25 protein-coding genes are annotated in these 25,109 nt (G+C 63.7%); 18 read left to right on the top strand and 7 right to left on the bottom strand.

All coding sequences use genetic code 11. The annotated features are described in order from the left end of the window. Together BerOc1_RS01525 and BerOc1_RS01530 are read left to right on the top strand one after the other, a co-directional pair. On the top strand, nt 1-912 hold the full coding sequence (locus BerOc1_RS01525) for a Gfo/Idh/MocA family protein (protein WP_071543962.1): 912 nt from the start codon (nt 1-3) through the stop codon (nt 910-912). Continuing rightward, on the top strand, nt 909-1,607 hold the full coding sequence (locus BerOc1_RS01530; RefSeq protein ID WP_071543963.1) for an acylneuraminate cytidylyltransferase family protein: 699 nt from the start codon (nt 909-911) through the stop codon (nt 1,605-1,607). Before BerOc1_RS01525 ends, BerOc1_RS01530 begins: the two co-directional genes overlap by 4 nt. 256 nt (nt 1,608-1,863) lie before the next feature. Here BerOc1_RS01530 and BerOc1_RS01535 read toward each other — a convergent pair whose 3' ends face one another. Beyond that, nucleotides 1,864-2,061: a hypothetical protein gene (locus BerOc1_RS01535; RefSeq protein ID WP_071543964.1), complete on the bottom strand. Its 198-nt coding sequence runs from the start codon at nt 2,059-2,061 to the stop codon at nt 1,864-1,866. 240 nt (nt 2,062-2,301) lie between these two features. Here BerOc1_RS01535 and BerOc1_RS01540 point away from each other — a divergent pair, with 240 nt between their 5' ends. The 7 genes from BerOc1_RS01540 (at nt 2,302) to BerOc1_RS01570 (ending at nt 8,610) form a co-directional block, all read left to right on the top strand. Then, nucleotides 2,302-2,484 carry a FeoB-associated Cys-rich membrane protein gene (locus BerOc1_RS01540; RefSeq protein ID WP_071543965.1) on the top strand — a complete coding sequence of 61 codons (183 nt, stop codon included), beginning with the start codon at nt 2,302-2,304 and terminating at the stop codon, nt 2,482-2,484. A gap of 59 nt (nt 2,485-2,543) precedes the next feature. Then, nucleotides 2,544-2,786 (top strand): FeoA family protein, encoded by a 243-nt coding sequence (locus BerOc1_RS01545; protein WP_071543966.1) that lies wholly within the window; start codon nt 2,544-2,546, stop codon nt 2,784-2,786. Between the two features lie 4 nt (nt 2,787-2,790). Beyond that, the gene (gene feoB, locus BerOc1_RS01550; RefSeq protein WP_071543967.1) at nt 2,791-4,926 is read left to right on the top strand and encodes a ferrous iron transport protein B; all 2,136 of its coding nucleotides are present in this window, start codon (nt 2,791-2,793) and stop codon (nt 4,924-4,926) included. Between the two features lie 204 nt (nt 4,927-5,130). Further along, nucleotides 5,131-6,216 (top strand): glycosyltransferase, encoded by a 1,086-nt coding sequence (locus BerOc1_RS01555; protein ID WP_071543968.1) that lies wholly within the window; start codon nt 5,131-5,133, stop codon nt 6,214-6,216. Then, nucleotides 6,213-7,178 (top strand): hypothetical protein, encoded by a 966-nt coding sequence (locus tag BerOc1_RS01560; RefSeq protein WP_071543969.1) that lies wholly within the window; start codon nt 6,213-6,215, stop codon nt 7,176-7,178. The genes BerOc1_RS01555 and BerOc1_RS01560 overlap by 4 nt, the downstream gene beginning before the upstream one ends. 19 nt (nt 7,179-7,197) lie before the next feature. After that, nucleotides 7,198-7,581: a Rid family detoxifying hydrolase gene (locus BerOc1_RS01565; RefSeq protein WP_071543970.1), complete on the top strand. Its 384-nt coding sequence runs from the start codon at nt 7,198-7,200 to the stop codon at nt 7,579-7,581. A gap of 237 nt (nt 7,582-7,818) precedes the next feature. Beyond that, nucleotides 7,819-8,610: a 2-amino-3,7-dideoxy-D-threo-hept-6-ulosonate synthase gene (locus BerOc1_RS01570; protein WP_071543971.1), complete on the top strand. Its 792-nt coding sequence runs from the start codon at nt 7,819-7,821 to the stop codon at nt 8,608-8,610. 302 nt (nt 8,611-8,912) lie between these two features. Here the strand turns inward: BerOc1_RS01570 and BerOc1_RS01575 are convergent, their stop codons facing one another. Beyond that, on the bottom strand, nt 8,913-9,221 hold the full coding sequence (locus tag BerOc1_RS01575; protein ID WP_071543972.1) for an Hpt domain-containing protein: 309 nt from the start codon (nt 9,219-9,221) through the stop codon (nt 8,913-8,915). A gap of 120 nt (nt 9,222-9,341) precedes the next feature. Between BerOc1_RS01575 and mltC the strand changes: the two genes are divergently transcribed. Then, nucleotides 9,342-10,499 (top strand): membrane-bound lytic murein transglycosylase MltC, encoded by a 1,158-nt coding sequence (gene mltC, locus BerOc1_RS01580; protein ID WP_071543973.1) that lies wholly within the window; start codon nt 9,342-9,344, stop codon nt 10,497-10,499. A 12-nt stretch (nt 10,500-10,511) separates the two neighbouring features. After that, entirely contained in the window at nt 10,512-11,438 is a 927-nt protein-coding gene (locus tag BerOc1_RS01585) for a hypothetical protein (protein WP_071543974.1), read from the top strand. Nucleotides 11,439-11,563: 125 nt separating this feature from the next. On the opposite strand, the gene BerOc1_RS01590 is transcribed toward BerOc1_RS01585, so the two are convergent. The 4 genes from BerOc1_RS01590 to BerOc1_RS01605 all read right to left on the bottom strand — a co-directional run bounded on the left by BerOc1_RS01590 (nt 11,564) and on the right by BerOc1_RS01605 (nt 15,290). After that, nucleotides 11,564-11,920: a hypothetical protein gene (locus BerOc1_RS01590; protein WP_071543975.1), complete on the bottom strand. Its 357-nt coding sequence runs from the start codon at nt 11,918-11,920 to the stop codon at nt 11,564-11,566. 2 nt (nt 11,921-11,922) lie between these two features. Next, entirely contained in the window at nt 11,923-12,525 is a 603-nt protein-coding gene (locus tag BerOc1_RS01595; RefSeq protein WP_071543976.1) for a DUF8043 domain-containing protein, read from the bottom strand. Nucleotides 12,526-12,603: 78 nt separating this feature from the next. Beyond that, nucleotides 12,604-14,151 (bottom strand): glycosyltransferase family 9 protein, encoded by a 1,548-nt coding sequence (locus BerOc1_RS01600; protein ID WP_071543977.1) that lies wholly within the window; start codon nt 14,149-14,151, stop codon nt 12,604-12,606. An 80-nt stretch (nt 14,152-14,231) separates the two neighbouring features. Then, the gene (locus BerOc1_RS01605) at nt 14,232-15,290 is read right to left on the bottom strand and encodes a putative nucleotidyltransferase substrate binding domain-containing protein (RefSeq protein ID WP_071543978.1); all 1,059 of its coding nucleotides are present in this window, start codon (nt 15,288-15,290) and stop codon (nt 14,232-14,234) included. A gap of 193 nt (nt 15,291-15,483) precedes the next feature. On the opposite strand from BerOc1_RS01605, the gene BerOc1_RS01610 reads away from it, so the two are divergent. The 4 genes from BerOc1_RS01610 (at nt 15,484) to BerOc1_RS01625 (ending at nt 20,782) form a co-directional block, all read left to right on the top strand. After that, nucleotides 15,484-15,795: a DUF485 domain-containing protein gene (locus tag BerOc1_RS01610; protein ID WP_071543979.1), complete on the top strand. Its 312-nt coding sequence runs from the start codon at nt 15,484-15,486 to the stop codon at nt 15,793-15,795. Nucleotides 15,796-15,797: 2 nt separating this feature from the next. Further along, on the top strand, nt 15,798-17,372 hold the full coding sequence (locus BerOc1_RS01615) for a sodium/solute symporter (RefSeq protein WP_071543980.1): 1,575 nt from the start codon (nt 15,798-15,800) through the stop codon (nt 17,370-17,372). A 447-nt stretch (nt 17,373-17,819) separates the two neighbouring features. Then, nucleotides 17,820-18,149 carry a hypothetical protein gene (locus BerOc1_RS01620; protein WP_071543981.1) on the top strand — a complete coding sequence of 110 codons (330 nt, stop codon included), beginning with the start codon at nt 17,820-17,822 and terminating at the stop codon, nt 18,147-18,149. Nucleotides 18,150-18,235: 86 nt separating this feature from the next. Continuing rightward, nucleotides 18,236-20,782, top strand: a complete 2,547-nt coding sequence (locus tag BerOc1_RS01625) for a TIGR03960 family B12-binding radical SAM protein (protein ID WP_071544486.1) — start codon at nt 18,236-18,238, stop codon at nt 20,780-20,782. Here BerOc1_RS01625 and BerOc1_RS01630 read toward each other — a convergent pair. After that, the gene (locus BerOc1_RS01630) at nt 20,779-21,105 is read right to left on the bottom strand and encodes a hypothetical protein (protein WP_129586462.1); all 327 of its coding nucleotides are present in this window, start codon (nt 21,103-21,105) and stop codon (nt 20,779-20,781) included. The genes BerOc1_RS01625 and BerOc1_RS01630 overlap by 4 nt on opposite strands. A gap of 313 nt (nt 21,106-21,418) precedes the next feature. On the opposite strand from BerOc1_RS01630, the gene BerOc1_RS01635 reads away from it, so the two are divergent. The 3 genes from BerOc1_RS01635 to BerOc1_RS01645 all read left to right on the top strand — a co-directional run bounded on the left by BerOc1_RS01635 (nt 21,419) and on the right by BerOc1_RS01645 (nt 25,109). After that, the gene (locus tag BerOc1_RS01635) at nt 21,419-23,044 is read left to right on the top strand and encodes an ABC transporter substrate-binding protein (RefSeq protein WP_071543983.1); all 1,626 of its coding nucleotides are present in this window, start codon (nt 21,419-21,421) and stop codon (nt 23,042-23,044) included. 168 nt (nt 23,045-23,212) lie between these two features. Beyond that, nucleotides 23,213-24,190 (top strand): ABC transporter permease, encoded by a 978-nt coding sequence (locus BerOc1_RS01640; protein ID WP_071543984.1) that lies wholly within the window; start codon nt 23,213-23,215, stop codon nt 24,188-24,190. A gap of 1 nt (nt 24,191) precedes the next feature. Next, a complete protein-coding gene (locus tag BerOc1_RS01645; RefSeq protein ID WP_071543985.1) occupies nt 24,192-25,109 on the top strand; it encodes an ABC transporter permease in 918 nt (305 codons plus the stop codon).

The raw sequence follows: 25,109 nt of genomic DNA on the forward strand, positions 1-25,109 counted from the left end.
ATGCACGCCCTGATCATCGGCTACGGCTCCATCGGCGCGCGCCACGCGCGCCTGCTTGCCTCCATGGGCCACGAGGTGGCCTGTGTCACCCGCAACAGGGAATGCCCCTTCCCGGCCTTCCCGAACATCCGGGCGGCCCTTGAGGAGACCACGCCATGGCTGGCCGTGATATCCACGGCCACGGCGGAACACGCCGCAGGCCTCAAGGCGCTGCTCAAGGCCGGATTCACGGGGCGCATCCTGGTGGAGAAACCCCTCTTCGAGAAGGTCCGCGAGATTGCCCCCGCGCCCAACGACAACGTATTCGTGGCCTACAACCTGCGCTTCCACCCCATGGTTGCCCGCACCCGCGAACTGCTGGCCGGACACAATATCCTGAACGCGCGCTTTGCCGTGGGCCAGTATCTGCCCGACTGGCGGCCTGGCCAGGACTACACCAAGAGCTACTCGGCCAGCCGGGCCAAAGGCGGGGGCGTGTTGCGCGACCTGTCCCACGAGTTGGATCTGGCCCGGTTCCTCCTGGGCGACTGGAAACGTGCCACGGCCATGGGAGGCCACTACAGCGACCTGGCCATCGACTCGGACGACCAGTTCGCCGTGCTCATGGAGACCGAGCGCTGTCCCGTGGTCGGCGTGCACATGGACTATCTCAGCCGGTCCACCCATCGCGGCTACGACATCACCTGCGCGGACATGACCCTGCGGGCCGATTTCATGGCGGGCATGCTCACCGTGAACGGCACGATGGAGGAGTTCCCCGTGGAACGGGACGCCACCTACCGCCGCCAGCTGGAGGCCATGGCCATGGGCGATCCCACGCCATGCACCTACGCGCAGGGCCTGGCCCTGGTCGGGTTGATCGAAACCCTGGAACAATGCGCCGAACAACAAATATGGGAGTCCGCGTCATGAAGCGCTACGGATTCATTTTCGCCCGGGGCGGATCCAAGGGCGTGCCCGGCAAGAACATCCGCCCGCTGGGCGGCGTGCCGCTTATCGCCCACGCCATCCGCGCTGGCCGGGACAGCGGCCTGCTCGACCGGATCATCGTATCCACGGACGACCCGAAGATCGCGGCCGTGGCCGAAGAATACGGGGCAGAGGTACCGTTCATGCGCCCGGCCGAACTGGCCCTCGACGACGCGCCCGAGTGGTTGGCCTGGCGGCATGCTGTGGAGGCCGTGGACGACTTCGACCTGTTCGTCTCCCTGCCGTGCACCGCTCCCCTGCGCATCGCCAGGGACGTGCGCGACTGCATTGAACTGTTCGAACGGGGCGGCTGCGACATGGTGGTCACGGCCCGGCCCGCCGAGCGACACCCGGCCTTCAACATGGTCACCATGAGCGGAGACGGATACGCGGCCATCGCCATGCCGCCGAGCGAGCGCATCAACCGCCGCCAGGACGCCCCTCCCATCTATGACCTGACCACGGTCTGTTACGTGACCACGCCGGATTTCATCAGGAGACACGAGGGTGTGTTCCAAGGGAGGGTCAAGGCGGCGATTATTCCGCCGGAACGCGCTCTGGACATCGATACCGAACTGGACTTCGCCTTTGCGCAATTCCTGATGGAGCGAAACCAACAAAAGGCATCAAAAGACTGATTGTCCTGGCGAACGAAAAGGCCATGATCGCGCCCCCGGCAATGAGGCCGCGTAGTATGCCGAAAGGCAAGCTGACGCATGTACGCAAGCCGGGACACAAGGTCGCTACGCACTGAACAAGCTTTCCGGATTGCGAGGAGGGGGGACGGAGAATTCGGGAATACGCGCCACGCCACCCGACCTGTCAGAGACTGCGGTAAGGCAGCTCTGCCTGAATACTTCCCTGATCACGCCGCTCGATAGAAACGGCCGGGCGCTATTTGCCCTTTTTGTCGTCCTGCCGGTTCTTGAAGGTGATGGAAGCGAGGCAGCCGGCCAGACCGCCGAGGGCCACGGCCTTGCCCGGGGCCATCAGGTCGGTGAAGCTGAAGAGATAGCCGATGGCACAGCCTGCGATGATGCCCTTGGCCAGGACATCGATCCACTGCATGAAATCCTTTCCGTCATCATCCATGAAGGCTCTCCGTGACAGGTCTGATATGAGCGGTTGCAGCGCCCGGACAATACCATTATCATCCGCTGGCGAACGCAGGCATATGACCATAAAACGCGGTGAAGGACAAGGAATACCGGGCTGTTCGCCCTTCCGGCCCGACTCGCTTTTTTTTAGGTTTTTTGCTTGACACTGATTCTCAACATCACTATCAAGTGAATGTCCGGCAACGCTGCCGGGTCAAAAATTGGGGGAAATCACATGCTCGACACTTTCATTGTCGTGGCCATCATCGCCATAGCGGCCTTTTTCGTGGGCCGCAGGATTCTGAGATCCTTCACGGCCAAGCAACCCGGCTGCGGATGTGGCGGCTGCGGACAGTCCGGGTCGTGCTCCGGCATCAAGGACGGCCCGGACAAGCACGACTGCTGCGGCTCAAAGTAATTTTTTTTGACCAACCGTTGAGAACAATTCTCAACAAACTCTTTTCGAGGATCACCAACATGGCTCAAGACATGTGTTTACGCAAAGCCAAGGTCAACCAGAAACTGAAAATCAGAACGGTCAGTGCGGACGGCGAGCTCGGCCGCCGCATCCGCGACATGGGGCTGATCCCCGGCACCGAGGTCACGGTCATCGGCAAGGCCCCGCTGCGCGACCCCGTGGCCCTCAGGCTGCGCGACTTCACCCTGACCTTGCGCAACAGCGAGGCCGACCACATCACCGTCACCCCCCTGGAGGACTAAACACATGGGTACTTACACCATCGGCATCGCAGGCAACCCGAACTGCGGCAAAACCACCATGTTCAACGCCCTGACCGGTGCGCGCCAGCATGTGGCCAACTGGCCCGGTGTGACCGTCGAAAAGAAGATGGGACACATCAACACAGGTTCCGACGCCGTCGAGCTCGTGGACCTGCCCGGAACCTATTCCCTGACCGCCTATACCCAGGAGGAACTGGTCGCCCGGAACTTCCTGGTGGACGACCGGCCCCAGGCGGTCATCGACATCATGAACGCCGACGCCCTGGAGCGGAACCTCTACCTGGCCGTGCAGATCATGGAGCTCGGCGTGCCGCTCATCCTCGGCCTGAACATGATGGACGAGGTGCGCAAATCCGGCAAACGGATCGACAGCGCGCGCCTGGAGGAGCTGTCCGGCTGCGCCGTGGTCGAGACCGTGGCCCGCTCCGGCAAGGGGGCCCAGGAGCTGCTGCGCTCAACCATGGAAGTGGCCCAAGCGCAGACCGGCGAATGGAAGCCCCTGAACATCTCCTACGGCCCGGACCTGGACCCGGTCCTGTGCGAGATGGAGAAGATGATCACCGATGCCGGTTTCCTGACCGACAAGGCGCCCGCCCGCTGGACCGGCATCAAGTACCTGGAACGCGACGAGGACGTCATCGTCAAGGGACGCATGGCCAACACCATGCTCTCGGAAAAACTCGAAGCCATGGCCCGCGAGGTGGCCGAGCACACCCAGAAGACCCTGAACATGCGGCCCGACGCGCTCATCGCCGACTACCGCTACGGGTTCATCGCCTCCATGATCAAGGATGTGGTCACCTACCCGGCCTCCAGCGAGGACCGCATCAGCCGCTCCGACAAGATGGACAAGGTCCTGACCCACAAGGTTCTGGGCCCGCTGATCATGCTCGGCATCGTCTACCTCATCTACGAAATCACCTTTGCCGTGGGCGAAATCCCCATGGGCTGGCTGGAAGCCCTTTTCGGCTTCCTCGGCGACACGGCCACCAACATCCTTCCCGAAGGCCACCTGCAGTCGCTCATCGTCTCCGGCATCATCGACGGCGTGGGCGGCGTGCTCGGCTTCGTGCCCCTGATCATGTTCATGTTCCTGATGATCTCCGCTTTGGAGGACTCCGGCTACATAGCCCGCATGGCCTACATGCTCGACCGCGTCTTCAAGGTCTTCGGCCTGCACGGCACCTCGGTGCTGCCGTTCATCGTGTCCGGCGGCATCGCGGGCGGCTGCGCCGTGCCCGGCGTCATGGCCACCCGCACCCTGCGCTCGCCCAAGGAGAAGCTGGCCACCCTGTTCGTGGCCCCGTACATGACCTGCGGCGCCAAGGTGCCCGTCTTTCTCATGCTGGCCGCCGCCTTCTTCCCCGAGGACTCGGCCACGATCATGCTGGTCATCACCCTGTCCGCCTGGGCCATGGCCCTGCTCGTGGCCCGGCTGCTGCGTTCCACGGTCATCAAGGGCGCGTCCACCCCATTCGTCATGGAGCTGCCCCCGTACCGCATGCCCACCCTGCAGGGCGTGCTCATCCACACCTGGGAGCGCACCTGGGAGTACGCCAAGAAGGCCGGTACCGTGATCCTGGGCATCTCCATCCTGCTCTGGGCCATGATGACCTTCCCCGAACTGCCCGCCGACCGCGTGGCCCAGTTCGAGGCCCAGCGCGCCGCGGCGCAGAGCGAGGAGCAGATCACCACAATCGACAACGCCGAGGCCGAAGAAGCCATTCGCCACACCATCGCGGGCCGCATCGGCACCGCCCTGGAACCCGTGTCCGAGCTGGCCGGCTTCAACTGGCGGGTGAACATCGCCCTGACCGGCGGATTCGCGGCCAAGGAAGTGATCGTCTCCACCCTGGGCACGGCCTATTCCCTGGGCGAGGTTGACGCCGAAGAGGCGCAGCCCCTGTCCGAACGGTTGGTGGCCGACCCGGCCTTTTCCACGGCCACGGCCATTGCCCTGATCATCTTCACCATGCTCTACGCGCCCTGCTTCGTCACCGTGGTGACCATGGCCCGCGAGTCGAGCTGGCGCTGGGCCGCCTTCAGCGTGGTCGGCTCCACCGGCCTGGCCTTCGTCATGGCCGTCCTCGCCTACAACGTGTCCAAGGCCTTCCTCTAGCCCCACAGAGAGGTCACACCCCAAAAGGGAGCCCGATCGGGCTCCCTTTTCTTTTGTCCCGTTATCCCCTATGGTTCGACCGCGACGTTCCGGCCAGTATTTTCCCTTTCTCTTGCCCCCGAGTCGAGCCGAATACGGGTAAACAGCCAGGACGATCGAATTCCGATACATACAACCGGTTGACACCAATTTTCCACCAGCGGCATGAACATACTTTTCGTCAATTCCACCCGAGGTTGGGGCGGGGTCAAAACATGGTCCATCGACATGGCGCGAGCCCTGGCCGGACTCGGTCATGAGACCGCTCTCGTGGGCCGGCCCGGACCGTTCGTGGACAAGGCCCGCAAGCTCGGCATAAGGGCCGAGGCACACGACTTCGGTTTGGATTTCAACCCGGCCTCCATCGCCTTCTTTCTCAAGCTCTACCGAAAGCTCGAGACCGACGTGGTCATCTGCAACATCTCCAAGGGATTGCGCACGGCGGGCGCGGCCGCCCGTTTGGCCGGAATTCCGGTCGTCCACCGGCTGGGCTCGCCCGGAGATGTGTCCAACAGGCTGAAAACCCGCCTGACCCAACGGCTGCTCCGGCCGGGACTGATCGCCTGCAGCGAATACGTCCGCCAGAAATTGCTGGTTTCCGTCCCCATGTACCAAGACTATCCTTTTGAGGCCATTTTCCCGGGCACGGCGATCAATTCCGTTCCGCCGGATTCGGTCAACGCGCCGAGAGTGATCGTCGCCACCAGCCAACTCAACCCGGACAAGAAGCACATCCATCTCCTGGAGGCGCTGGCCGCACTGATGCGGGACGGATACGACTTCCGCTGCATCATAGCCGGGACGGGCCGGGACGAGGCCATGCTGAAACGGGCCTGCGGGGACATGGGCCTGGACGGGCGCGTCGAATGGACCGGCTTCGTCACCGAAGTGGCCGTCCAACTCCGCCGGGCCGACATCTTTGTCCTGCCCACGGGGTGCGAGCCGCTGGGCATCGCCCTGGAAGAGGCCATGGCCAACGGCCTCGTGCCGGTATCGCGCAACATCGGCGGCCCCACCGAAATCTGGCATCCGGGACACACCGACCTGCTTGTCGATCCCAAAGGCGGCGGACCGGAATTCCGCGACGTCCTGGCCCGGCTGCTGGACATGCCCGACAACGATCTGCTGGCCCTGAAACGGGAGTTCCACGCCCACGCGGGCAGGACCTTTTCCCTAGACGGCCAGGCGAAACGACTTGCCGCCTGGCTCGGACGGTTCATCGCGGACCGCGGCGGACGAAGAAAGGCATGACCCGCATCCTCAACGAGTTGGGCCGCATGCTGCGCGAGGCGGCTCTGGCCTCCTACGAACTGTTCAAGGTCATGATTCCGGTGCTCATCCTGGTCAAGGTCCTCCAGGAGTTCGGCCTGATCAAATATCTGGCCTGGCCGCTGGAGCCCGTCATGGGCGTGCTCGGCCTGCCCGCCGAGATGGGGCTGGTCTGGGCCACCACCCTGATCAACAACATCTACACCGGCATGATCGTCCTGGCCTCGTTTACCGGGGACGCGCCCCTGACAGGAGCCCAGGCCACGGTCCTCGGCGTGCTCATGCTCGTGGCCCACGGCCTGCCCATCGAGACCGCCATCGCCGACCGCTCCGGGGCCCGCTTCCTCTTCCAGTGCTGCGTGCGCATGGCCGGGGCCTTTGTCCTGGCCTGGCTGCTCCACCTGATCTACTCGGCCACCGGCACCCTGAGCGGTCCCGCGCCCATGCTCTTCCAGACCGACGCATCCGCCGGGACCGGCTCCATCGCGGCCTGGGCCCTGGGCCAGGTCCGCAACCTGGCGTCCATCTTCTGCATCATCTTCACCCTGATCGCCATCATGCGCGTGCTCGGCGCCATCGGGGCCATCGCATTGATGAACCGCTGCCTGCGGCCCGTGCTCGACCTCATCGGCATCGGGCCCAAGGCCTCGGCCATCACCGTCATCGGCCTGACCATGGGGCTGTCATACGGCGGCGGGCTGATCATCAATGAGGCCCGCAACGGCAAACTGAGCAGGGAGGATGTCTTCTATTCCCTGACCTTCATGGGCTTGTGCCATTCGCTCATCGAGGATACCCTGCTGATCGTGCTCATCGGCGGGCACCTGAGCGGCGTGCTCTGGGGACGGCTGATCTTCGCCATGCTGGCCATGGCCGCCATCGTCCGGATCGTCCGCCGCATGCCCGAACGGGCCCGCACCGCCTGCCTGTGGGCCGAGAAATAACCACTTAAAGGAGAACGACATGTCCGATATCCAACTCATCCATACCGAGAAGGCCCCGGCCGCCGTGGGCCCCTATTCCCAGGCCACGGCCGTGAACGGCACCCTGTACGTGTCCGGTCAGCTCGGCATCGTCCCGTCCGAAGGCAAGCTGGCCGAGGGCTTCAAGGCCCAGACCCGTCAGGCCCTGGAAAACGTCAAGGCCATCCTCGAACAGGCCGGGTCATCCCTGGACAAGGTCTTGGCCGTGGACGTGTTCCTCATGGACATGGGCCGTTTCGCCGACCTGAACGCGATCTACGCCGAATATTTCTCCGACCACAAGCCCGCGCGCGCCGCCGTGCAGGTTGCCGCACTCCCTCTGGGCGGACTGGTCGAGTTCAAGTGCGTGGCCGTCATCGACTAATCGTCCAAAACGCGTAACAAAACTCTACTTGACAGTTTCGGCGCAAAACAAGTACTTCCATTCCATGCACAACAACACCGCCCGTTTCTTTTTCTTTTTTAGCTTTATCAGGAACGCCTGCGGTCTTGGTGTGCGCTAGTCATAAGAAGTAAAAACACAACCAAGAGGCCGCGGGCAAAGTCCGCGGCCTCTTTCTTTTTGGCCGCGCCGCAGCCGCCAGCAACAAGGAGCACCGTCATGCATCTCGGGAAAGCCATTCGGATGGAACGCATCATGAACCGCAACAACGGCCGGACCATCGTGGTCCCCCTGGACCACGGCGTGACCGTGGGCCCCATCTACGGCATCGTGGACCTGCGCGAGACCGTCGACCAGGTGGCCGAGGGCGGGGCCAACGCCGTGCTCATGCACAAGGGCATCCCCCGCTGTTCCCACCGCGCGGGCGGCAAGGACATCGGCCTGATCATCCACCTGTCCGCGTCCACCTCCCTGTCCCCGTACCCCAACGCCAAGACCATGGTCGGCTCGGTCACCGACGCCATCAAGCTCGGCGCTGACGCCGTGTCCATCCACGTCAATCTCGGTGACGAGACCGAACCGCAGATGCTCTCCGACCTCGGCGCGCTCTGCTCCGAGGCCAATGAATGGGGCATGCCCGTGCTGGCCATGATGTACGCCCGCGGCCCCAAGATCAAAGACGAATACGACCCGCAGATCGTGGCTCACTGCGCCCGCGTGGGCGTGGAGCTCGGCGCGGACATCGTCAAGGTCAACTACACCGGCGACACCGAGTCCTTCTCGCGCGTGGTCGAGGGCTGCTGCGTGCCCGTGGTCATCGCGGGCGGCCCCAGGCTCGAAAGCGAACGCGACCTCGTCCAGATGGTCCACGACTCCATCCAGGCGGGCGGAAGCGGCCTGTCCGTGGGCCGGAACATCTTCCAGCATCCCAATCCGGCCAAGATCGTGGCCGCCCTCAACAAAGTCGTCCACGAAGACTGGACCGTCGACGCCGCCATGGAGCTGTTGTAACGCCTCCGGCGGCCGGGGGAAGGGGGAAGGAAAACCCTTTGAAAAGGGTTGTCCCTCCCCCCTTCCCCCGGACCCCCATCCCCCTTCCTTTCCCAAATTTTTTGTAGCACTTCGCGGGTGCGGCGCGTGGCGGGGGATCTTGCCGCTTTACCTTGCGCTGTTCGGGTGAGAGAATGGCCGCAGGGAAGCATGGCCCATGCGCGAACGCATGAACCTGCAAAATCACATAAAAAGTTTGGGAGATTCTTAAAACGTCTTTTAAGCCGTCGGAGACGCCCCGCTGGTCGGGCGCTTCAATGCCGCTAGCTGTCGAACTCGACCCGGACGGTGTCGAGGTAATGGGCCAGGGTGTCCATATGCCTTTCCAGGGCGTCGGGGTCGCGCTCCTGGGCGGCCAGCTCGATCTCGTGGCCGATCCTGCCCATGCCCTTGAATCCGTAGCCGCTGCCCGTGCCCCGAGCCGTGTGCCCCAGGCGGACCAGGGTCTCGAAATCCCCCGCTCGCAGGGCATTGCGCATCTGTTCAAGATCCTGTCGGGAGACGTCGAAAAACCGGTCCAGCAATTCTTCCAGATCGGACGGTATCCGCTCGACCTCCGGGTACTCGGGCATGGGTATATCCTTGGTGCAGACAGGTGCACTTGGTTGAATATGTGAAAATCGGAACGTATGATCCAGGCGGACATTAAGGATAGTGATCCCGCTGTCAAATAAAATATTCATCACAACGATATGACACGAATTATCATTCTCCTGCTGCTGGCCTGCATGGTCGGGTCCTGTTCCCGGTACGACGCGGTACGCATCGCCCGGGCGGCGGCCACGGGCAACCCGGCGGCAGCGGCCGAGGCCCTGGCCCGGGACAAGGCCATCGGCTACGCCAGCAACCCCGCCGCCATCGGCAACGACCTGAAGAATTTCAAAAAACTTTTGGAGAACTTCGTCAAGGCCGTGACCGGGGTTTGGGGCGAGGACGACGTGCGGGTGCCCGCGCCCAAGCAGTACGTCAAGTACACCGACAACTACCTCTCGCGGGCCAGCGTGGACTTCGACACCGGGGTGATCGTGGTCGAGACCGTGGCCGAAGACAAGCCGCTCGAAAGCCTGCGCAACGCCATCGTGACCACCCTGCTCACCCCGGGCGACCCGCGCGCCGTGGACCTCTATTCGGCACAGACCGTCAAACTCGGGGACACCCCGTTCCTGCTCGGCGAAGTCAAGGACGCGGACGGCCACGACATCCGCTGGGACTGGCGCGCCGGGCGGTACGCCGACCATCTCATCAAAAACGATCTCAAGACGCGCACGGTCAAAGGCAAGACCGCCCGGTCCGTGACCTTCCACATGGTCAGGGACCACCTCTCGGTGCGCGCGGCCAAATACCGCGAACTGGTGCGGACGACCGCCGACCGCTTCCGGATCAGCCGCAACCTGGTCTACGCCATCATGAAGGTTGAGTCGGACTTCAACCCGTTCGCGGTCAGCGCGGCCTCGGCCGTGGGGCTGATGCAGGTGGTCCCGTCCACGGCGGGCAGCGACGTATACCGGTTCCTGCACGGCAAGGTCGGGCAGCCCTCACGCAAGGCCCTGTTCGAACCGCCGACCAACATCACCTACGGCACGGCCTACCTGCACCTGCTCGACGACCGGTTCCTGGGCGGCATCGACAATCCGGTGTCACGGGAGTACTGCGTCATCGCCGGGTACAACGGCGGCGCGGGCGGCGTGCTCAAAACCTTTGACCGGGACAAGGGCCGCGCGGCCAAGAAGATCAACGCCATGCAGCCCGCCGAGGTGTATGAAAAGCTGCGGAAGGACCTTCCCTTTGCCGAGACCCGGCGCTATCTTGGCAAGGTTCTTGAAGCCAAGAAGCAGTTCGTCAACTTCTAGTCGCCACGCGCCATGAACCCGCAGGAACCGATCTCGTCCGTCGCAGCCCAATTCGACCGGCTCATCGCCCTTCTCTTCCCAGGCATGTCTCCGGAGAATCTCCGCACGACCGGGGCCGCGCTGCTCGGGCTACTGGTCCTGGTCCTGCTGTTCCTCGGGGTGAGGCTGCTGCGCCGCCCGGCGCACAACTCCCCGTCCACGCGCACCGGCATACCGCGCTCCCTGCAGCAGAAAGGCGTGGTCGTGGACGTGCTGGCAGGGCCGGACGACGAGTCCGTGGCCGTACGCTGCGTCATCACCGCCGTGAAGTCCAACAGGGTCCAGTGCGAGATCATCGAGCGGCTGGACGTCATCCGGACCAGGCCCGGCAGCGAACTGGTCTGCGTGTTCGCGCCCATGAAGACGCGCAACGGGCGGATCAATTCCTTCACGGCCACTCTGACCGAATCGGACCGCGACGGCCGCAGGGCCGACCGGCTGGTCCTGGCCGGGCCCAACGACTACGCGCTCATCCCGCGCCGCAAGCACCAGCGCAAGCGCGTGGCCGACCAGCAGTTCATCCGGGTCAAGCTGTGGACCGCCTCGCCTCGGACCTCGGAGCTGGCCTTCGAGGACGCGGCTCCGCAGATCGGGGTCAACTCGTTCGCCTCGGACGAGCCGGAACAGAGCGCCAACGCGGTCATCAACATCTCGGACGGCGGCCTCGGCCTGTCCGTGCTCAACCGGCTCATCCCCGAGACCTGCGCCGTGTCCACGCCGGTGGTCATCAACCTCTTCATGTTCAATTTCCGGGAAAAGACCTTCAAGCCCTACTGGTACGCGGGCGAGATCCGCACCCTCGAAGAGGGCCGCCCCGGCTTCACGCGCATGGGCATCGAATTCACGGCCACAGCCGGGGTGGACCGAAACACCGGCCGCCTCGACTGGATCAATCTGTAGCACCGGAAAAACGGGCCGGGGCTCACCCAGCCCCGCGCGACGTCCCCCTTCGTCGGGAAAAGGCGCGGCACGCAAAAAAGCCCCGACCATTCGGCCAGGGCTTTTCAGGCGTATTTTCGAGGAGATCAGCCCTTCTTGTTGAGGAACCGCTCCTTGGCCAGCCGGGGCATGTTGCCCGCCCCGAAGCTGTAGCCCGAGATGCGCCGGTTCTGGCGCTTCATGCTGGTCAGGTCCTGTTTCAGGGACTGCTTGAGCCTCTTGGCCTCACCGGTGATCTCGTCGTGCAGGGACTTCATCTCCACGAGCTTGTCGGCCAGCAGCTTGAGGTTGTCCCCGGACAGGCCGCGTACGGCCTCGTCCAGGAGCTGCTCGCGGGAACGGGCCAGTTTCTCGGCCTCGTACACGTCCCCGGCCACCAGGGAATCGAGTTCCCTGCGTCCGATGATGATGGCCTCGTCCAGCATCTGGCTGCGCCCGGCCATATCTACTTCTTCGCCTTGCGGATGTCGTCGCGCAGGGCCTTGATGACCTTTTTCCATTTCTCCACCGCGGGCAGGAATTCGTATTCAAGCAGGTCGGCCAGAAGAATCCAGTCCTCGTTTTCAAGCACCGAGCTCATTTCGGTGAACATGGAATTGAGCTCCTCGGCGCTCTCCAGGTAGGACGGGTGATCCTTGAGGGAGTACTCGTCGCGCAGAATGCCGATCATGTTCAGGAAGTTGCGGATGACGTCGATGAGGTCCTGGTAGGTCTCCAGGGCCTCGGCGTCGTCGGCCTGGCGGAACAGGGTCGCCACGCGCTTGCCGCCCTCGCTCATGAGGTTGACGACCTTGTAGAGTTCCAGGGTGATCTCCACGGCCATGTCCTCGGTGGCCATGGTCACGATCTCCACGGACTCGACCTCGGACATGTCGATGTCCTCGGCCTGGTGGGGGTAGATCTCGGTGAACGGCTCATGGTTGACCATAACGTCGGTCACGATGCGGTCCTCCAGATGGCCGTCCTCGACCACCTTGGTGAAGACCTGTTCCAGGTTCTCGAAATTCTGGGCCCCGATATCATATTGTTTTCCATCAATGGTGATCATGCTGACCTTCTCCTCCGTGAGTAGATAAAATTTGCCGATTGTTCCGGTGCAACCCGGTCTTTTCAAGATTCATGCCGATCAGGCCAATTCGTCCAACAGGGCGGTCAGGAGCCCGAGATGGCGTTCGGCAACCAACAGCAGCGAGGCGAGGTCTTCGCCCTGGCGCTGGCTTTCGAACATCCACAACAACGCCAATATATTCAAGTAATTGCTTGAAGACAAGATATTCTGCACACGCTGCCAGGAAGCCAGGAACTTGGTCTTGGCCTGGGGCCGGGGATTCACGCGCAGCAGCGCCCCCTGCTGGGAAAGCAGGAAGAGCATGTCCCGCGCGCTCGTCAAAGTTTTGGACAACTCCTGGCGCATGTCCGGCCCCAGCCGCGTGCCCAGCCCGGTGGGCCCGGCGATGGTCCGGCCGTCCAGGAAGGCGGCGAAGTGCGCCCGCTGCAGGGCGATCCACACGGCCCGGTCCGAACCGTCGTGCCCGGACAGGGACTCAAGCTCCATGAACCCGTCCGCGCCGGTTCTGGTGCGCCAGATGCGCGTGCCGGGCACGGCCTTGGGATCCGCGCCGTCCATCACCGCCTTGGCGCAGGCGTACATGGCCTCCGGGGTCACGGCCCAGCGGCAGCCCTCATCGCGGGGGCAGGCCGCGCCAAAGGCGCACGGATGGCAGTCCATGTCCGGCTCCAGGCAGATGTTGCCCGCCCGGTACGGCCCGGTGTCCCACGGCTGGGCCGTGGCCAGGAAGACCGCGCACAGCGGCACGCCCAGCCCCGCAGCCAGATGCATGGTCCCGGTGTCGTTGGTCAACAGTACCCGGCTGCGGCCCAGCACCCCGGCCAGTTCGGTCAGGGAGGTCCTGCCCATGCAGTTGACGAGCGGGAAGGGAGCACCCTCGGCGAACCGCTCGCCCAGCCCGGCCTCGCCCCGGGCGCCGAGCAGGACCGGCACCAGGCCGTCGCGCTCGTACAGCCTGCGGGCGGTCTCGCGAAAATAGTCCACGGGCCAGCGGCGGCGCTCCTCGCTGGCCCCGAGCTGCAAGGCGACAAATCCTTGCGCCCCTCCCTGCGCTGACAGCAGCTCGCCGGCGCGGGCCAGGGCCGGTTCGTCCGGCGCGGCCAGAACCAACTCGTTGCCCTCGCGGTCCAATCCGGCGGCCCGGCGAAAGAGATCGCAGACGTTGAACGGGCTGGCCCCCCGGTTGGCCCCGGCCAGTTGCAGAAACGCGGCCCAGGTGGAGGTGTCCGCATTGAAGCCGAACTCGTCCACTGTGAAGCCCGTGGTCCTGCCGTTCTCCGGGGTCAGGCCATAGGCCAGTAGACGCGAGGAGACCGACGGCGTCAGGTTCACGGTCTCGCCGGGCAAAAACTCCTCGAACACGGACTGTCGGAACCCGTCCAGGTCGCGCACGGCCAGCCGCCAATCCTGGTCCAGACCGGCGAGCAGCCCGGCTCCGGGAAAGGCGAAAACCCGGTCCACGCCGGTCAGCAACGCGGCCGCCGAAGCGAAGTTGGACAGGCAGACCAGCCCCACCCGGTGCCCGCGGCTCTTGAAACCGGCGATCACGGGCTGGGTCTGGATGAGATCGCCGAAGCGGGTCAGATTGATAATCAGGACGTTCACGAACCAAAATCCTTATAAATGGATGAACGGACCGTCGAAAAACCGCCGGACCGCCGGATTATTGCAAAAAAAGAGCCGAATCACAGACCGGAACCGGCCTGGACCAGCCGGACCAGCTTCTCCACCGCCTGGATGGCCGCCTTGAGCCGGAGCCGCTCGCCCCGGTCCAGAGCCGCCGGGTTGACGTAGTTGTGCGGCGGCAGACCGATGCGGTCGCATTCCAGGCCGATGTCGAGCCGTTTGCGCTGCAGGTATTCCCAGCCGTCGAGCAGGGAGCGGACGTGATGTTTGGCGATGTGCCCGGCCTCGCCCAGGGCGCGGACCCGCTCACAGGTGTTGTGCGGCCGCACCCCGTGCTTGAGGGCCAGGATGCGCGCGCTGTTGGTCAGATGGGCCAGGACCGACGACTTGATGTTCAAAAAGCCGTGCCACACCCCCTCGCGCTCGGTGACGAACGCCCCGAACAAGGTCAGGGGCAGCCGGTAGTCGGTCAGTTCCCGGACCAGCAGGGACAGGGCGATGGGCTTGGTGCGCACGTACTCCCACAGCCGCTCGCGCAGACGCCTGACCTCGTCCCCGGCACCGTACACGGCCCGGAAATCCAGGATCAGCCCGGACTGCCACGGCCCCTTTTCCGCCGGGTTGGACAGCCAGCCGGTCAGCCGGGCGAGCCAGGCGTCGAAATCCCCCCGCCACTCCGCGTTGCTGACCATGACCCCGCCGTCGCACAGGGAGAGCCCCGCGCCATCCAGGGCGATGACGATGGATTGGGTGCAGTCGTCCACTTCGTCCTCGTCCACCCTGACCGGGATGAGCAGCCCGTTGTCCTGGTCCGAACCCGGGACCATCTCCTCCCGCCCGCCGGAACCGAACTCCATGAAGGTGCACTGCGCCAGCCATGGATACTGGGCGGCATGGGCCTCGAGCACGGCCACGACCACGTCGCGGTTGAACCGGGTCAGCCGCTTGCACGCCCGCTCGGCCGACGCCCCCTGGTCAAGCCACTCCTGGACCAGGTCGAGCCGGATGCGGCGGATGCCCGCCAGCTTGCCCTCGCGGGCCATGACCCGCAATTCGTCCAAAAGGCCGTCCGGGACGCCTCCAATACCGTTCACGGGCCGCTCGCCATTCAATTCCATATCCAAACGCACGCTCCATGGCCGAAAGACTGACCGTTGACCGGGGAAAACCGCCCGTTCGCCGCCGGGCCATCATTGGCCGAGCCCACGACCGCCCGGCTTCGACCGCTTACCTGAAAACGGATGCTTCCTTTGTTTTCCCTACTGTAAAAGGGCTCCAACGGCAAACTTTCAACCGTATCGGGGGTAAAAAATGGACCAGATCGAAAGGATTCGCAAACGGCAACTCGGCATCGCGCTCGGCGTGGGCATTCCCTATTTCGCCTTCGTCATCGGCGTCTTCCTGCTCGTCTACCTGGCAGGCGAATGGGTAACCGGGACCAGCATCCTCGGATTCCCCCTGCACTACTGGCTGGTGGCCGTCGCCATCTACCCGATCACCTGGGCGCTGTTCATCTGGTACGTGGGCAAGGCCAACGAGATAGAGGACGAGATCGCCGAAACCATCGAAACCCCGGAACCCATGGACACCATGAACACCATGGAAGCCCGGGAAGGAGCGTAGTCATGGAACTCGGATATCAGATACCGGTCACGGCCCTGCTGCTCATCGGGGCCATGCTGGCCTTTACCGTGGTCACCACCTTCATGTTCCGCAGCCAGAAAACATCCGCCGACTATTATCTGGCCGGACGCAAGGTCAATTCCTTCATCAACGCCTCGGCCATCTCCTCGGACTACCTGTCCGCCGCCTCGTTCCTGGGCGTGGCCGGCGTGGCCTTCCTGTTCGGCTTCGACGGGATCATCTACGCCCTTGGCTTCTTCGTGGGCTACATCGCCCTGCTCCTCTTCCTGGCCAGCCCCCTGCGCAAATTCGGCCGCTACACCGTGCCCGACTTCGTGTCCGAGCGCTTCCACTCCAAGACCGCGCGCATCCTCGGCGTGATCGGCGTGCTCTTCATCTCGCTCTTCTACATGGCCCCGCAGATGCTCGGCGCGGGCAAGGTCATGGGGCTCTTGCTCAACCTGGACTATTCCACGTCCATCATCATCATCGCCTGCATCATCACCTTCTACGTCACCGTGGGCGGCATGAAGGCCACCACCGTCAACCAGCTGGTCCAGTTCTGGATCCTGTTCGGGGCCATGTTCCTGCTGGCCTTCATCCCCTTCATGCTCAAGGGATTGACCTACACCGACGTGGTCAAGTTCCTGGCCGAATTCAAGGGCAGCACGCCCATCACCGGCAAGGAGTTCGACGGGGCCGCCTACACCAGCCCGGCATACTGGCTGACCAGCCTCAAGGACACCCTGTCCCTGCTCCTCGCGCTCATGTTCGGTACCGCCGGGCTGCCGCACATCCTGGTCCGCTTCTACACCGCCCCGGACGGCAAGGCCGCCCGCAGGACCGTCATCTACGTGCTTTTCCTCATCGGCATGTTCTACATCCTGAGCCCCTACGTGGGCCACGTCATCCGCTACGTCTTCCTGCAGGGCGAGGCCATGGGCGTGTCCCCGCACCTGATGCAGTGGCTGGCCGACAACGGCAAGAACCTGGCCGTGCCCGTGGCGGGCTCCTACTTCGGCGGACAGGTCCTGCTCGGCATCGTGGTGGCCGGTGCCTTCGCCGCCATCCTGTCCACCGTGGCCGGGCTGATCATCGCCTCGGCCGGGGCCATCGGCCACGACTTGGTGGTCAATGTCTTCAACCCGAACATGCCCGAACGCTCCCGCGTCAAGGTCGCCCGCGTGGCCTCCATCGCCGTGGGGCTGCTCGGCATCCCGCTGGGCTTCTGGGCCGAGTCCATGCAGATCGCCATCCTCGTGGGACTGGCCTTCGCCATCGCCGCGTCCACCTTCTTCCCGGTCCTGGTCATGGGCGTGTGGTGGCCCAGGATGACCAAGGGCGGGGCGTGCGCCGGACTGGTCACCGGCATCGTCGGCTCGTTCTTCATGATTCTGGGCAAGGGCATGCTGCCGCACTTCCTGCAGTACAACAACCCCGGCGGGTTCGTCATGATCCTGTCCTTCATCGCCATCTACACCGTGTCCAAGATGGAATACGCCGCCAAGGGCGAAACGGCCCTGCCGCACGACACCATGGAGGTCATGACCCTGCTCCACGGCCCCGAACAGGCATAAGCCCACACATCCCACTCCCCATAAAGGACGGCGCCGAGGTGTCTCGGCGCCGTCCTGCGTTGTTTGGGATGCCTCCGGCGGCCGGGGCGCTGCCCCGGACCCCGCTTAAGAACCTCTTGAAAGAGGTTCTTAAGCATCTCCAGAACTTTTTGTCGCCGCTTCGCGGGGGCCGTGCGGACGCGATCTGCCGTGCCTCTTTTCTCCCGCATAACCACGTCCGCACAAATCACGGTCCAAGGCGCGCCTTCCCTCCACTTCCCACACGCGCGCATGCGCATACAAAAAAGTTTTGGAAGGGAGAGGGGATGGGCGGCCGGGGAAGGGGAGAGGGAAACCCTTTTCTCAAAGGATTTCCCTCTCCCCTTCCCCGGCCGCCGGAGGCTTTCCTTGACAGCGTCAAGGGGGATACCTACTTAAGGACGCACCACAACTTTCAAGGAGAGCACCATGAGTTATGATATCAGGCTGGTCAAACTGGTCAGCGGCGAGATGGTTGTCGGCAACTATGTCGGCAGCGACATTGAGGAACCCGCCATCCTGCAGGCCATGCCCACCCAGCAGGGCACCCAGATGGTCCTGCTGCCCTACGGATATCCCTTTGACCAGGAAATGCAGGGCAAGATCGCCCAGAGCCACGTGCTGTTCGAATACAAGAACTGCCCGGAAGAGCTGAAGACCAAATATATCGAAGCCAAGACCAACATCTCCCTGTCCAGCGGCGGGCTCGACCTGTCCGGCATGGGCGGCGGCGCTGGCGGCGGCCTGGATCTCAGCTAGCCGACCCACGCGAAACCTGTTATTTCGGACGGGGCTGGTTCATGGAGCCAACCCCGTTTTTTCCGTTCACCGAACCATTCGAGATCATGAAAGAACTGCTGCCCATTCTCCCCCGTCCCTCGCGCTACATCGGCAGCGAATGGGGCGCCGTGTTCAAGGACCCGTCCACCGTGACCGTGCGGTGTGCCCTGGCTTTCCCCGACATGTACGAGGTGGGCATGTCCTATCTCGGCCAGAAAATATTGTCCGAGGCCCTGAACGCGCAGCCGAATTTCTGGGCCGAGCGGGTCTTCACGCCTGACGAGGAGGCCGGGGCTATCCTGCGCGAGCACGACGCGCCCCTGGCCACCCTGGAGTCCGATACCCCGCTCAAGGACATGGATGTGGTAGGCTTCAGCCTGACCCACGAGCTGTGCTACACCAACATCCTGTACATGCTGGACCTGGCGGGCATCCCGCTGCGCAGCGCGGACCGGAAGGAGCCCTGCCCGCTCATCGTGGCGGGCGGCGGCGCGGCCTTCAACGCCGAGCCCGTGGCCGCGTTCTTCGACGCCATGGTCCTGGGCGACGGCGAGGAGGCCATGGTTGCGCTCCTGGCCGCCGTGGAACGGGCCAAGGAAGGCGGGCTGTCCAAGGCGGAACTGCTGGATTCCCTGACCGGAATTCCGGGCCTGTACGTGCCGTCTTTGTTCGAGGACCAGGGGCCGGGCAAGCCGCTGAAACCGCTCAAGGAAGGATACGAGACCGTGGAAAAGGCCGTGGTGGACGATTTGAACCGCGCCCCGTTCCCCACGGGCCAGGTCATCCCCTTCGGGGCCATCCACGACCGGCTGACCATGGAGATCGCCCGGGGCTGCACGCGCGGCTGCCGGTTCTGCCAGGCGGGCATGATCTACCGCCCGGTGCGCGAGCGCTCCCTCAACGGCCTGGACGCCATCCTGACCAACGGCCTGGACGAGACCGGGTACGAGGAGACCTCCATGCTGTCGCTGTCCACCGGCGACTTTTCGGGCCTGGACTCGCTCTTCACCCGCAGCTTCGACAAATGCGCTGCCGAACAGATTTCCATCTCCCTGCCGTCCCTGAGGGTCGGTTCCCTGTCCGCGCCGATCATGGAGCGCATCTCGTCAATCCGGCGCACGGGCGCGACCATCGCCCCGGAAGCGGGCAGCCAACGGCTGCGGGACGTGATCAACAAGGGCGTGGACGAGGCCGGTCTCATCGAGCACGTCCGGCTGCTCTTCGACAACGGCTGGCAGGGAGTGAAGCTCTATTTCATGATCGGCCTGCCCACCGAAACGGACGAGGACCTGGACGCCATCCTGGACCTCTGCCTCAAGGTGCGCGACGCGGCCGGAAGACATATCAAGAGGCTGCAGGTCTCGGCCGCGGTCTCGCCCTTCGTGCCCAAGCCGCACACCCCGTTCCAGTGGGAGCCACAGATTCCGCTGGACGAGATTTACCGGCGCATCGACCATCTGCGGAATATCTTCAGGCCGCACAAGCGCATTTCCATCAAGTACCACGAGCCCGAGATGACCTCCCTGGAAGGGGTTTTCTCGCGCGGCGACCGCCGGTTGGCCGAAGTGGTCGAGCGGGCCTACGCCAAGGGCGCGCTCTTTTCCAGCTGGAAGGACCACCTGCGCCTTGCGCCCTACCGCGAGGCCATGGACGAGGCCGGACTCGACTGGAACGAATACACCGGTCCGCGCGACCCGGAAGGCCCCCTGCCCTGGGACCATCTGTCCAGCGGCCTGACCAAGCGGTTCCTGCTCAAGGAACGCGAACGCTCCCTGGCCGGAAAGATCACCGACGACTGCCGCTACGGGGCGTGCCGCAACTGCGGCGTCTGCCAGTTCGACGGCCGGGTCTCGACCCTGACGGGTCAGGCCGGAGACAAGGACATCCGGCCCAGACTGGTATTTCCGCAGCGGGACCAGGAGGGCGAACAGCCGCCCTATACCGTGGAAAAGCCGGACCTGACCGGCAAGGCCGCCCACTACCGGGTGTGGTATGAGAAGACCGGCCCGGCCGCCTTCCTCAGCCAACTGGAGCTGCAGGCCGTGTTCGAGCGGGCCTTCCGCCGGGCGCGGCTGCCCATGGCCTTTTCCGCCGGATTCCATCCCATGCCGAGGCTGTCCTTCGGCAAGGCGCTGCCTGTGGGCGTGGAGAGCCTGAGCGAGTGGATCAACGTGTTCCTGCGCGAGGACTTCGGGCCGGACGAGGTGGTTGAACGCCTCGGACGGAACATGCCCAAGGGACTCGTCGTCCGGAGCGCGCAGCGGCTGTCCATGGGCCGCAAGCAGGCCCAGGCCGTGGAAGAGGTCTATGAGCTGCGCTTTGTCCGCGACAACGGGCGGCGCCTGGAGCAGTGGAGGGCGTTCATGGCCTCGGAACACCATTTCATCGAGAAGAAGACCAAGAAGGGCAAGCCCAGGCAGGTGGATCTGCGGCCCATGGTCCGCGAGGCCGCCGAGGCCGGAGACGGCTTGACCCTGGTCATGGACTGGCGGGAGGAATACATGAGCCCGCTGGCCCTGTGCGCCACGGTCATGGAGGACGCCGGGCTGCTCGACTTCCGCCTGACCAAGACCGAACAGCGTTTCGCCCCGGAGCCCGGCGGGGACGCCTAGCCGAACCAGCCGCCGCCCGAGCCGACGGTCACGGTGACCTGCCGATAGGTGGTCACATCGCCTCCGGCCACGGGAACCATCCTGATGAGCACGTCCGACACGCCCTCCTGTAGGGCCGTGAAAAGATAGCGCGCCCTGGGCTCGCCGTCGTCATATTCCAGATACCGTTCCATGCGCAGCATCGCCGGGTCAAAGGCCGCTCCGGTGATGCGGTATCCCTTGGCCGCCGGGCGGAGCATGTCCAGGGCGAAGACCTGATCCTTGTCCACGCTCAGGGCGGCGTTGTACTCGTCATCTAAAACAATCGTTTCAACAGGCGACAACCCGCCGTCGACTGAAGAAGTACCGGAGCATGCACTCAAAACCAGAACAAAAAACGGGCACAGGGCAAAAAAACAAACTTTTTTGAACAAGATTCGCCTCCACGAGTTCGTCGTCAAATTCATTACGCTATTGTTAAAGCCTGACGAAGCGTGTATGAATGTTTCGTTTTCGTCCGCTGAAACTACGCCGTCCCGGGGGTTGCGCGCAACCCCTGCGGGAGGCGGTTTTTCGGACTGCGCCTCAAGGAGCGCAAGCAAAGGTATGGAACGCGCCGTGCTGGCGCAATCGAATTAATTTACGGAGGAACAACCTATGAAAGTGTCGACGTTCAAAACCGCCGGCAAATTCTCCCTGCTCGTTCTCTCTCTGCTGGTCGCCGCCCTCATGCTGGTCGGCTGCAGCGGCGAGGAGAAGAAAGAGGCAGCCGAGAAAGCCGCCCCCGCTGCCCCTGAGAAAATCACCCTCAAGCTCGCCATGGATGCCGACCCGGTATCCCTCGATCCCCAAGTCCAGCTGTCCGGCGGCATGCTACAGTTTTCCCACATGGTCTTCGATCCGCTGGTCCGCTACGACAAGGACATGAATTTCGTTCCCCGCCTGGCCGAGAGTTGGGAGCGCGTCGACGATCTGACCATGCGCTTCCACCTGCGCAAGGGCGTCAAGTTCCATTCCGGCAACGACTTCACCGCCAAGGACGTGGTCTTCACCCTGGACCGCCTGAAGAAGTCGGACGACTTCAAGGGCCTCTTCGAGCCCTTCTCCGGCGCCGTGGCCGTGGATGACTACACCGTGGATCTGGTCACCAAGAAGCCCTACGGCCTGGTGCTGAACATGGCCACCTACGTCTTCCCCATGGACAGCCAGTTCTACACCGGCACCGACGACAAGGGCAAGGCCAAGGACCTCATCCTCAAGACCGACTACTCCTTTGCCAACGAGAACGAGTCCGGCACCGGTCCCTTCGTGGTCACCAGCCGAGAGCAGGGCGTGAAGACCGTTTTCACCCGCTTCAAGGACTACTGGGACAAGGACACCGGCAACATCGAGGAGATCGTCCTCTCCCCGATCAAGAATGACGCCACCCGCACCGCCGCGCTCATGTCCGGCGACGTGGACTTCGTCATGCCCGTGCCCCCGCAGGACCTGGACCGCATCAAATCCACCGACGGCCTGCAGCTCGTGACCATGTCCGGCTCGCGCATCATCACCTTCCAGCTGAACGGCAAGCGCAACCCGGCCTTCGCCGACCCCAAGGTCCGCCTGGCCATGGCCTACGCCTATGACAACCAGGGCGTGGTCGAGAAGATCATGAACGGCTTCGCCACCGCGGCCGGCCAGATGTCGCCCAAGGGCTACGTCGGCCACGTCGATTCCCTGGTGCCCCGCTTCGACCTCGACAAGGCCAAGTCCCTGATGGCCGAGTCCGGCTTCCCCAACGGTTTCGAAGCGACCATGATCGCCCCCAACAACCGCTACGTGAACGACGAGAAGATCGCCGAGGCCTTCGTCTCCATGATGTCCAAGCTCGGCATCAAGATCTCGCTCAAGACCATGCCCAAGGCCCAGTACTGGGATCAGTTCGACGCCCAGGTGGCCGACATCCAGATGATCGGCTGGCACTCCGACACCGAGGACTCCGGCAACTTCTTCGAGTTCCTGTCCATGTGCCGCAACGCCGAGACCGGCTACGGCCAGTACAACTCCGGCAACTACTGCAACGCCAAGGTGGACGAACTGACCCTGGCCGCCCAGACCGAGACCGACCCGGCCAAGCGCGCCGCCGACCTGCAGGAAGCCGAGCAGATCCAGTACGACGAAGCGGGCTTCATCCCGCTGCACTGGCAGAACCTGTCCTGGGCCTCCAAGTCCAACATGAACACCGAAGACATCGTGAACGTCATGAACTTCCCGTACTTCGGCGATCTGGTCATCAAGTAGCGCCAGTCGGCTTGCATTAACCGTAAAATAACAATAAAGGGGAACCCCGGCTCAGCCAGGGTTCCCCTTTCATACACACTGCGGCCTCGTGGCCGACAACGTTGCGGTCCATCCCCCACCCCGGCACACAATCCCGTGGCCGGAAAACATAAACGTCAATGAGTCAACATGTTTGCATTCACCGTAAAACGAGTCCTGCAAGCCGTGATCGTCATGCTGATCATCAGCTTCATCGGATTCGCCATCAAGCACAATTTCGGCGACCCGGTCCGCGACCTGGTGGGCCAGCGGGTCACGGCGGCTGAGCGGGCGCAGATCCGCGAACGCCTCGGCCTCAACGACCCCTTCCCGGTACAGTACGTGCGTTTTTTGCGCGACGCCCTGCACGGCAACCTGGGCCAGAGCTACTTCTTCAAAAAACCGGCCACCGAGGTCATCGTCAAAAAGGCCCCGGCCACCCTGGAACTGGTCTTCTGCGCCGCGCTGATCATCGTGGTCCTGTCCGTTCCGCTCGGCATCTACTCGGCCATCCGGCCCAAGAGCCTCTTCTCGAAGATCGTCATGGGCGGGTCCATCGTCGGAGTGTCCATGCCCGTCTTCCTGACGGCCATTCTGCTGATCTACATTTTTTCCGTGGAACTGCACTGGCTGCCGTCCTACGGCCGGGGCCAGACCGTGCTCCTGTTCGGCTGGTGGGACAGCGGCCTGCTCACGGCGGACGGCCTCAAGCACCTGATCATGCCGTCCATCGCCCTGTCCTCCATCATGCTCCCGCTGTTCATCCGGCTCATCCGCTCCGAGATGATGGAAGTCCTCGAGAGCGAATACGTCAAATTCGCCTGGGCCAAGGGCATCAAACCCTGGCGCGTCTGGCTGGTCCACGCCTTCAAGAACACCCTGCTCCCGGTCATCACCGTGGGCGGCGTGCAGCTCGGCATCATGGTGGCCTTCACCATCCTGACCGAGACCGTGTTCCAGTGGCAGGGCATGGGCTCCATGTTCATCGAGTCCGTGGAGCGTTCCGACACCTCGCTCATGGTCGCCTACCTGGTCTTCGTGGGCATCGTGTTCGTGCTTGTGAACACGCTGGTGGACATCATCTACGGCCTGGTCAACCCCACGGTCCGCGTGGCAGGGAGGCAGTAGCATGAGAACCCGCTGGCAACGCTTCAAAGAATCCTACATGCTCTACAGCTTCCTGCGCGATCCCATGGCCGTGACCTGCTTCGCCATCCTGGCCCTGCTGTTCTTCACCGCCTTCGCCGCGCCGGTCGTCGCCCCGCACGATCCGTACAACACCAAGACCATCGACATCATGAACGCGCAGCTCCCGCCCGCCTGGGAACACGGCGGCAACGCGGACTTCCTGCTCGGCACCGACGCCCAGGGCCGCGACATGCTTTCGACCATGCTCTACGGCATGCGCGTGTCCATCATCATCGGCATCGGCGCGGTCTGTCTCCAGGCCTTCCTCGGCATCGTGGTCGGTCTGCTCTCCGGATACATCAAGCGGCTGGACAACATCCTCATGCGCATAGCCGACGTCCAGCTGTCGTTCTCAACCTACATGGTGGCCATCTTCATCGGCGCCATTGTCCAGGCCGCCTTCGGCGTGGCCGGGTACGACGAGGTGGCCGTGCCGCTGATCATCGTCATCATCGGCCTGGCCGAATGGCCACAGTACGCCCGTACCGTGCGCGCCTCGGTGCTGGCCGAACGCAAGAAGGAATACGTGGAGGCGGCCCGGGTCATCGGCCTGTCCAAGACCCGGATCATGTGGCGGCACATCCTGCCCAACACCCTCTCCCCGGTCCTGGTCATCTCCACGGTCCAGGTGGCCAACGCCATCATGAGCGAGGCGGCCCTGTCCTTCCTGGGGCTGGGCATGCCCGTGACCAAGCCCTCGCTGGGATCCCTGATCACCGCCGGTTTCGAGTACATCTTCTCCGGCTCCTGGTGGATCACCATCTTCCCCGGCATCCTGCTGGTCACCTTGATCCTGGTCATCAATCTCCTGGGCGACTGGGTCCGGGACTTCCTCAACCCCAAACTCTACAAGGGGTAA

Source organism: Pseudodesulfovibrio hydrargyri, from assembly GCF_001874525.1.
GTDB classification, from domain to species: Bacteria; Desulfobacterota; Desulfovibrionia; order Desulfovibrionales; family Desulfovibrionaceae; genus Pseudodesulfovibrio; species Pseudodesulfovibrio hydrargyri.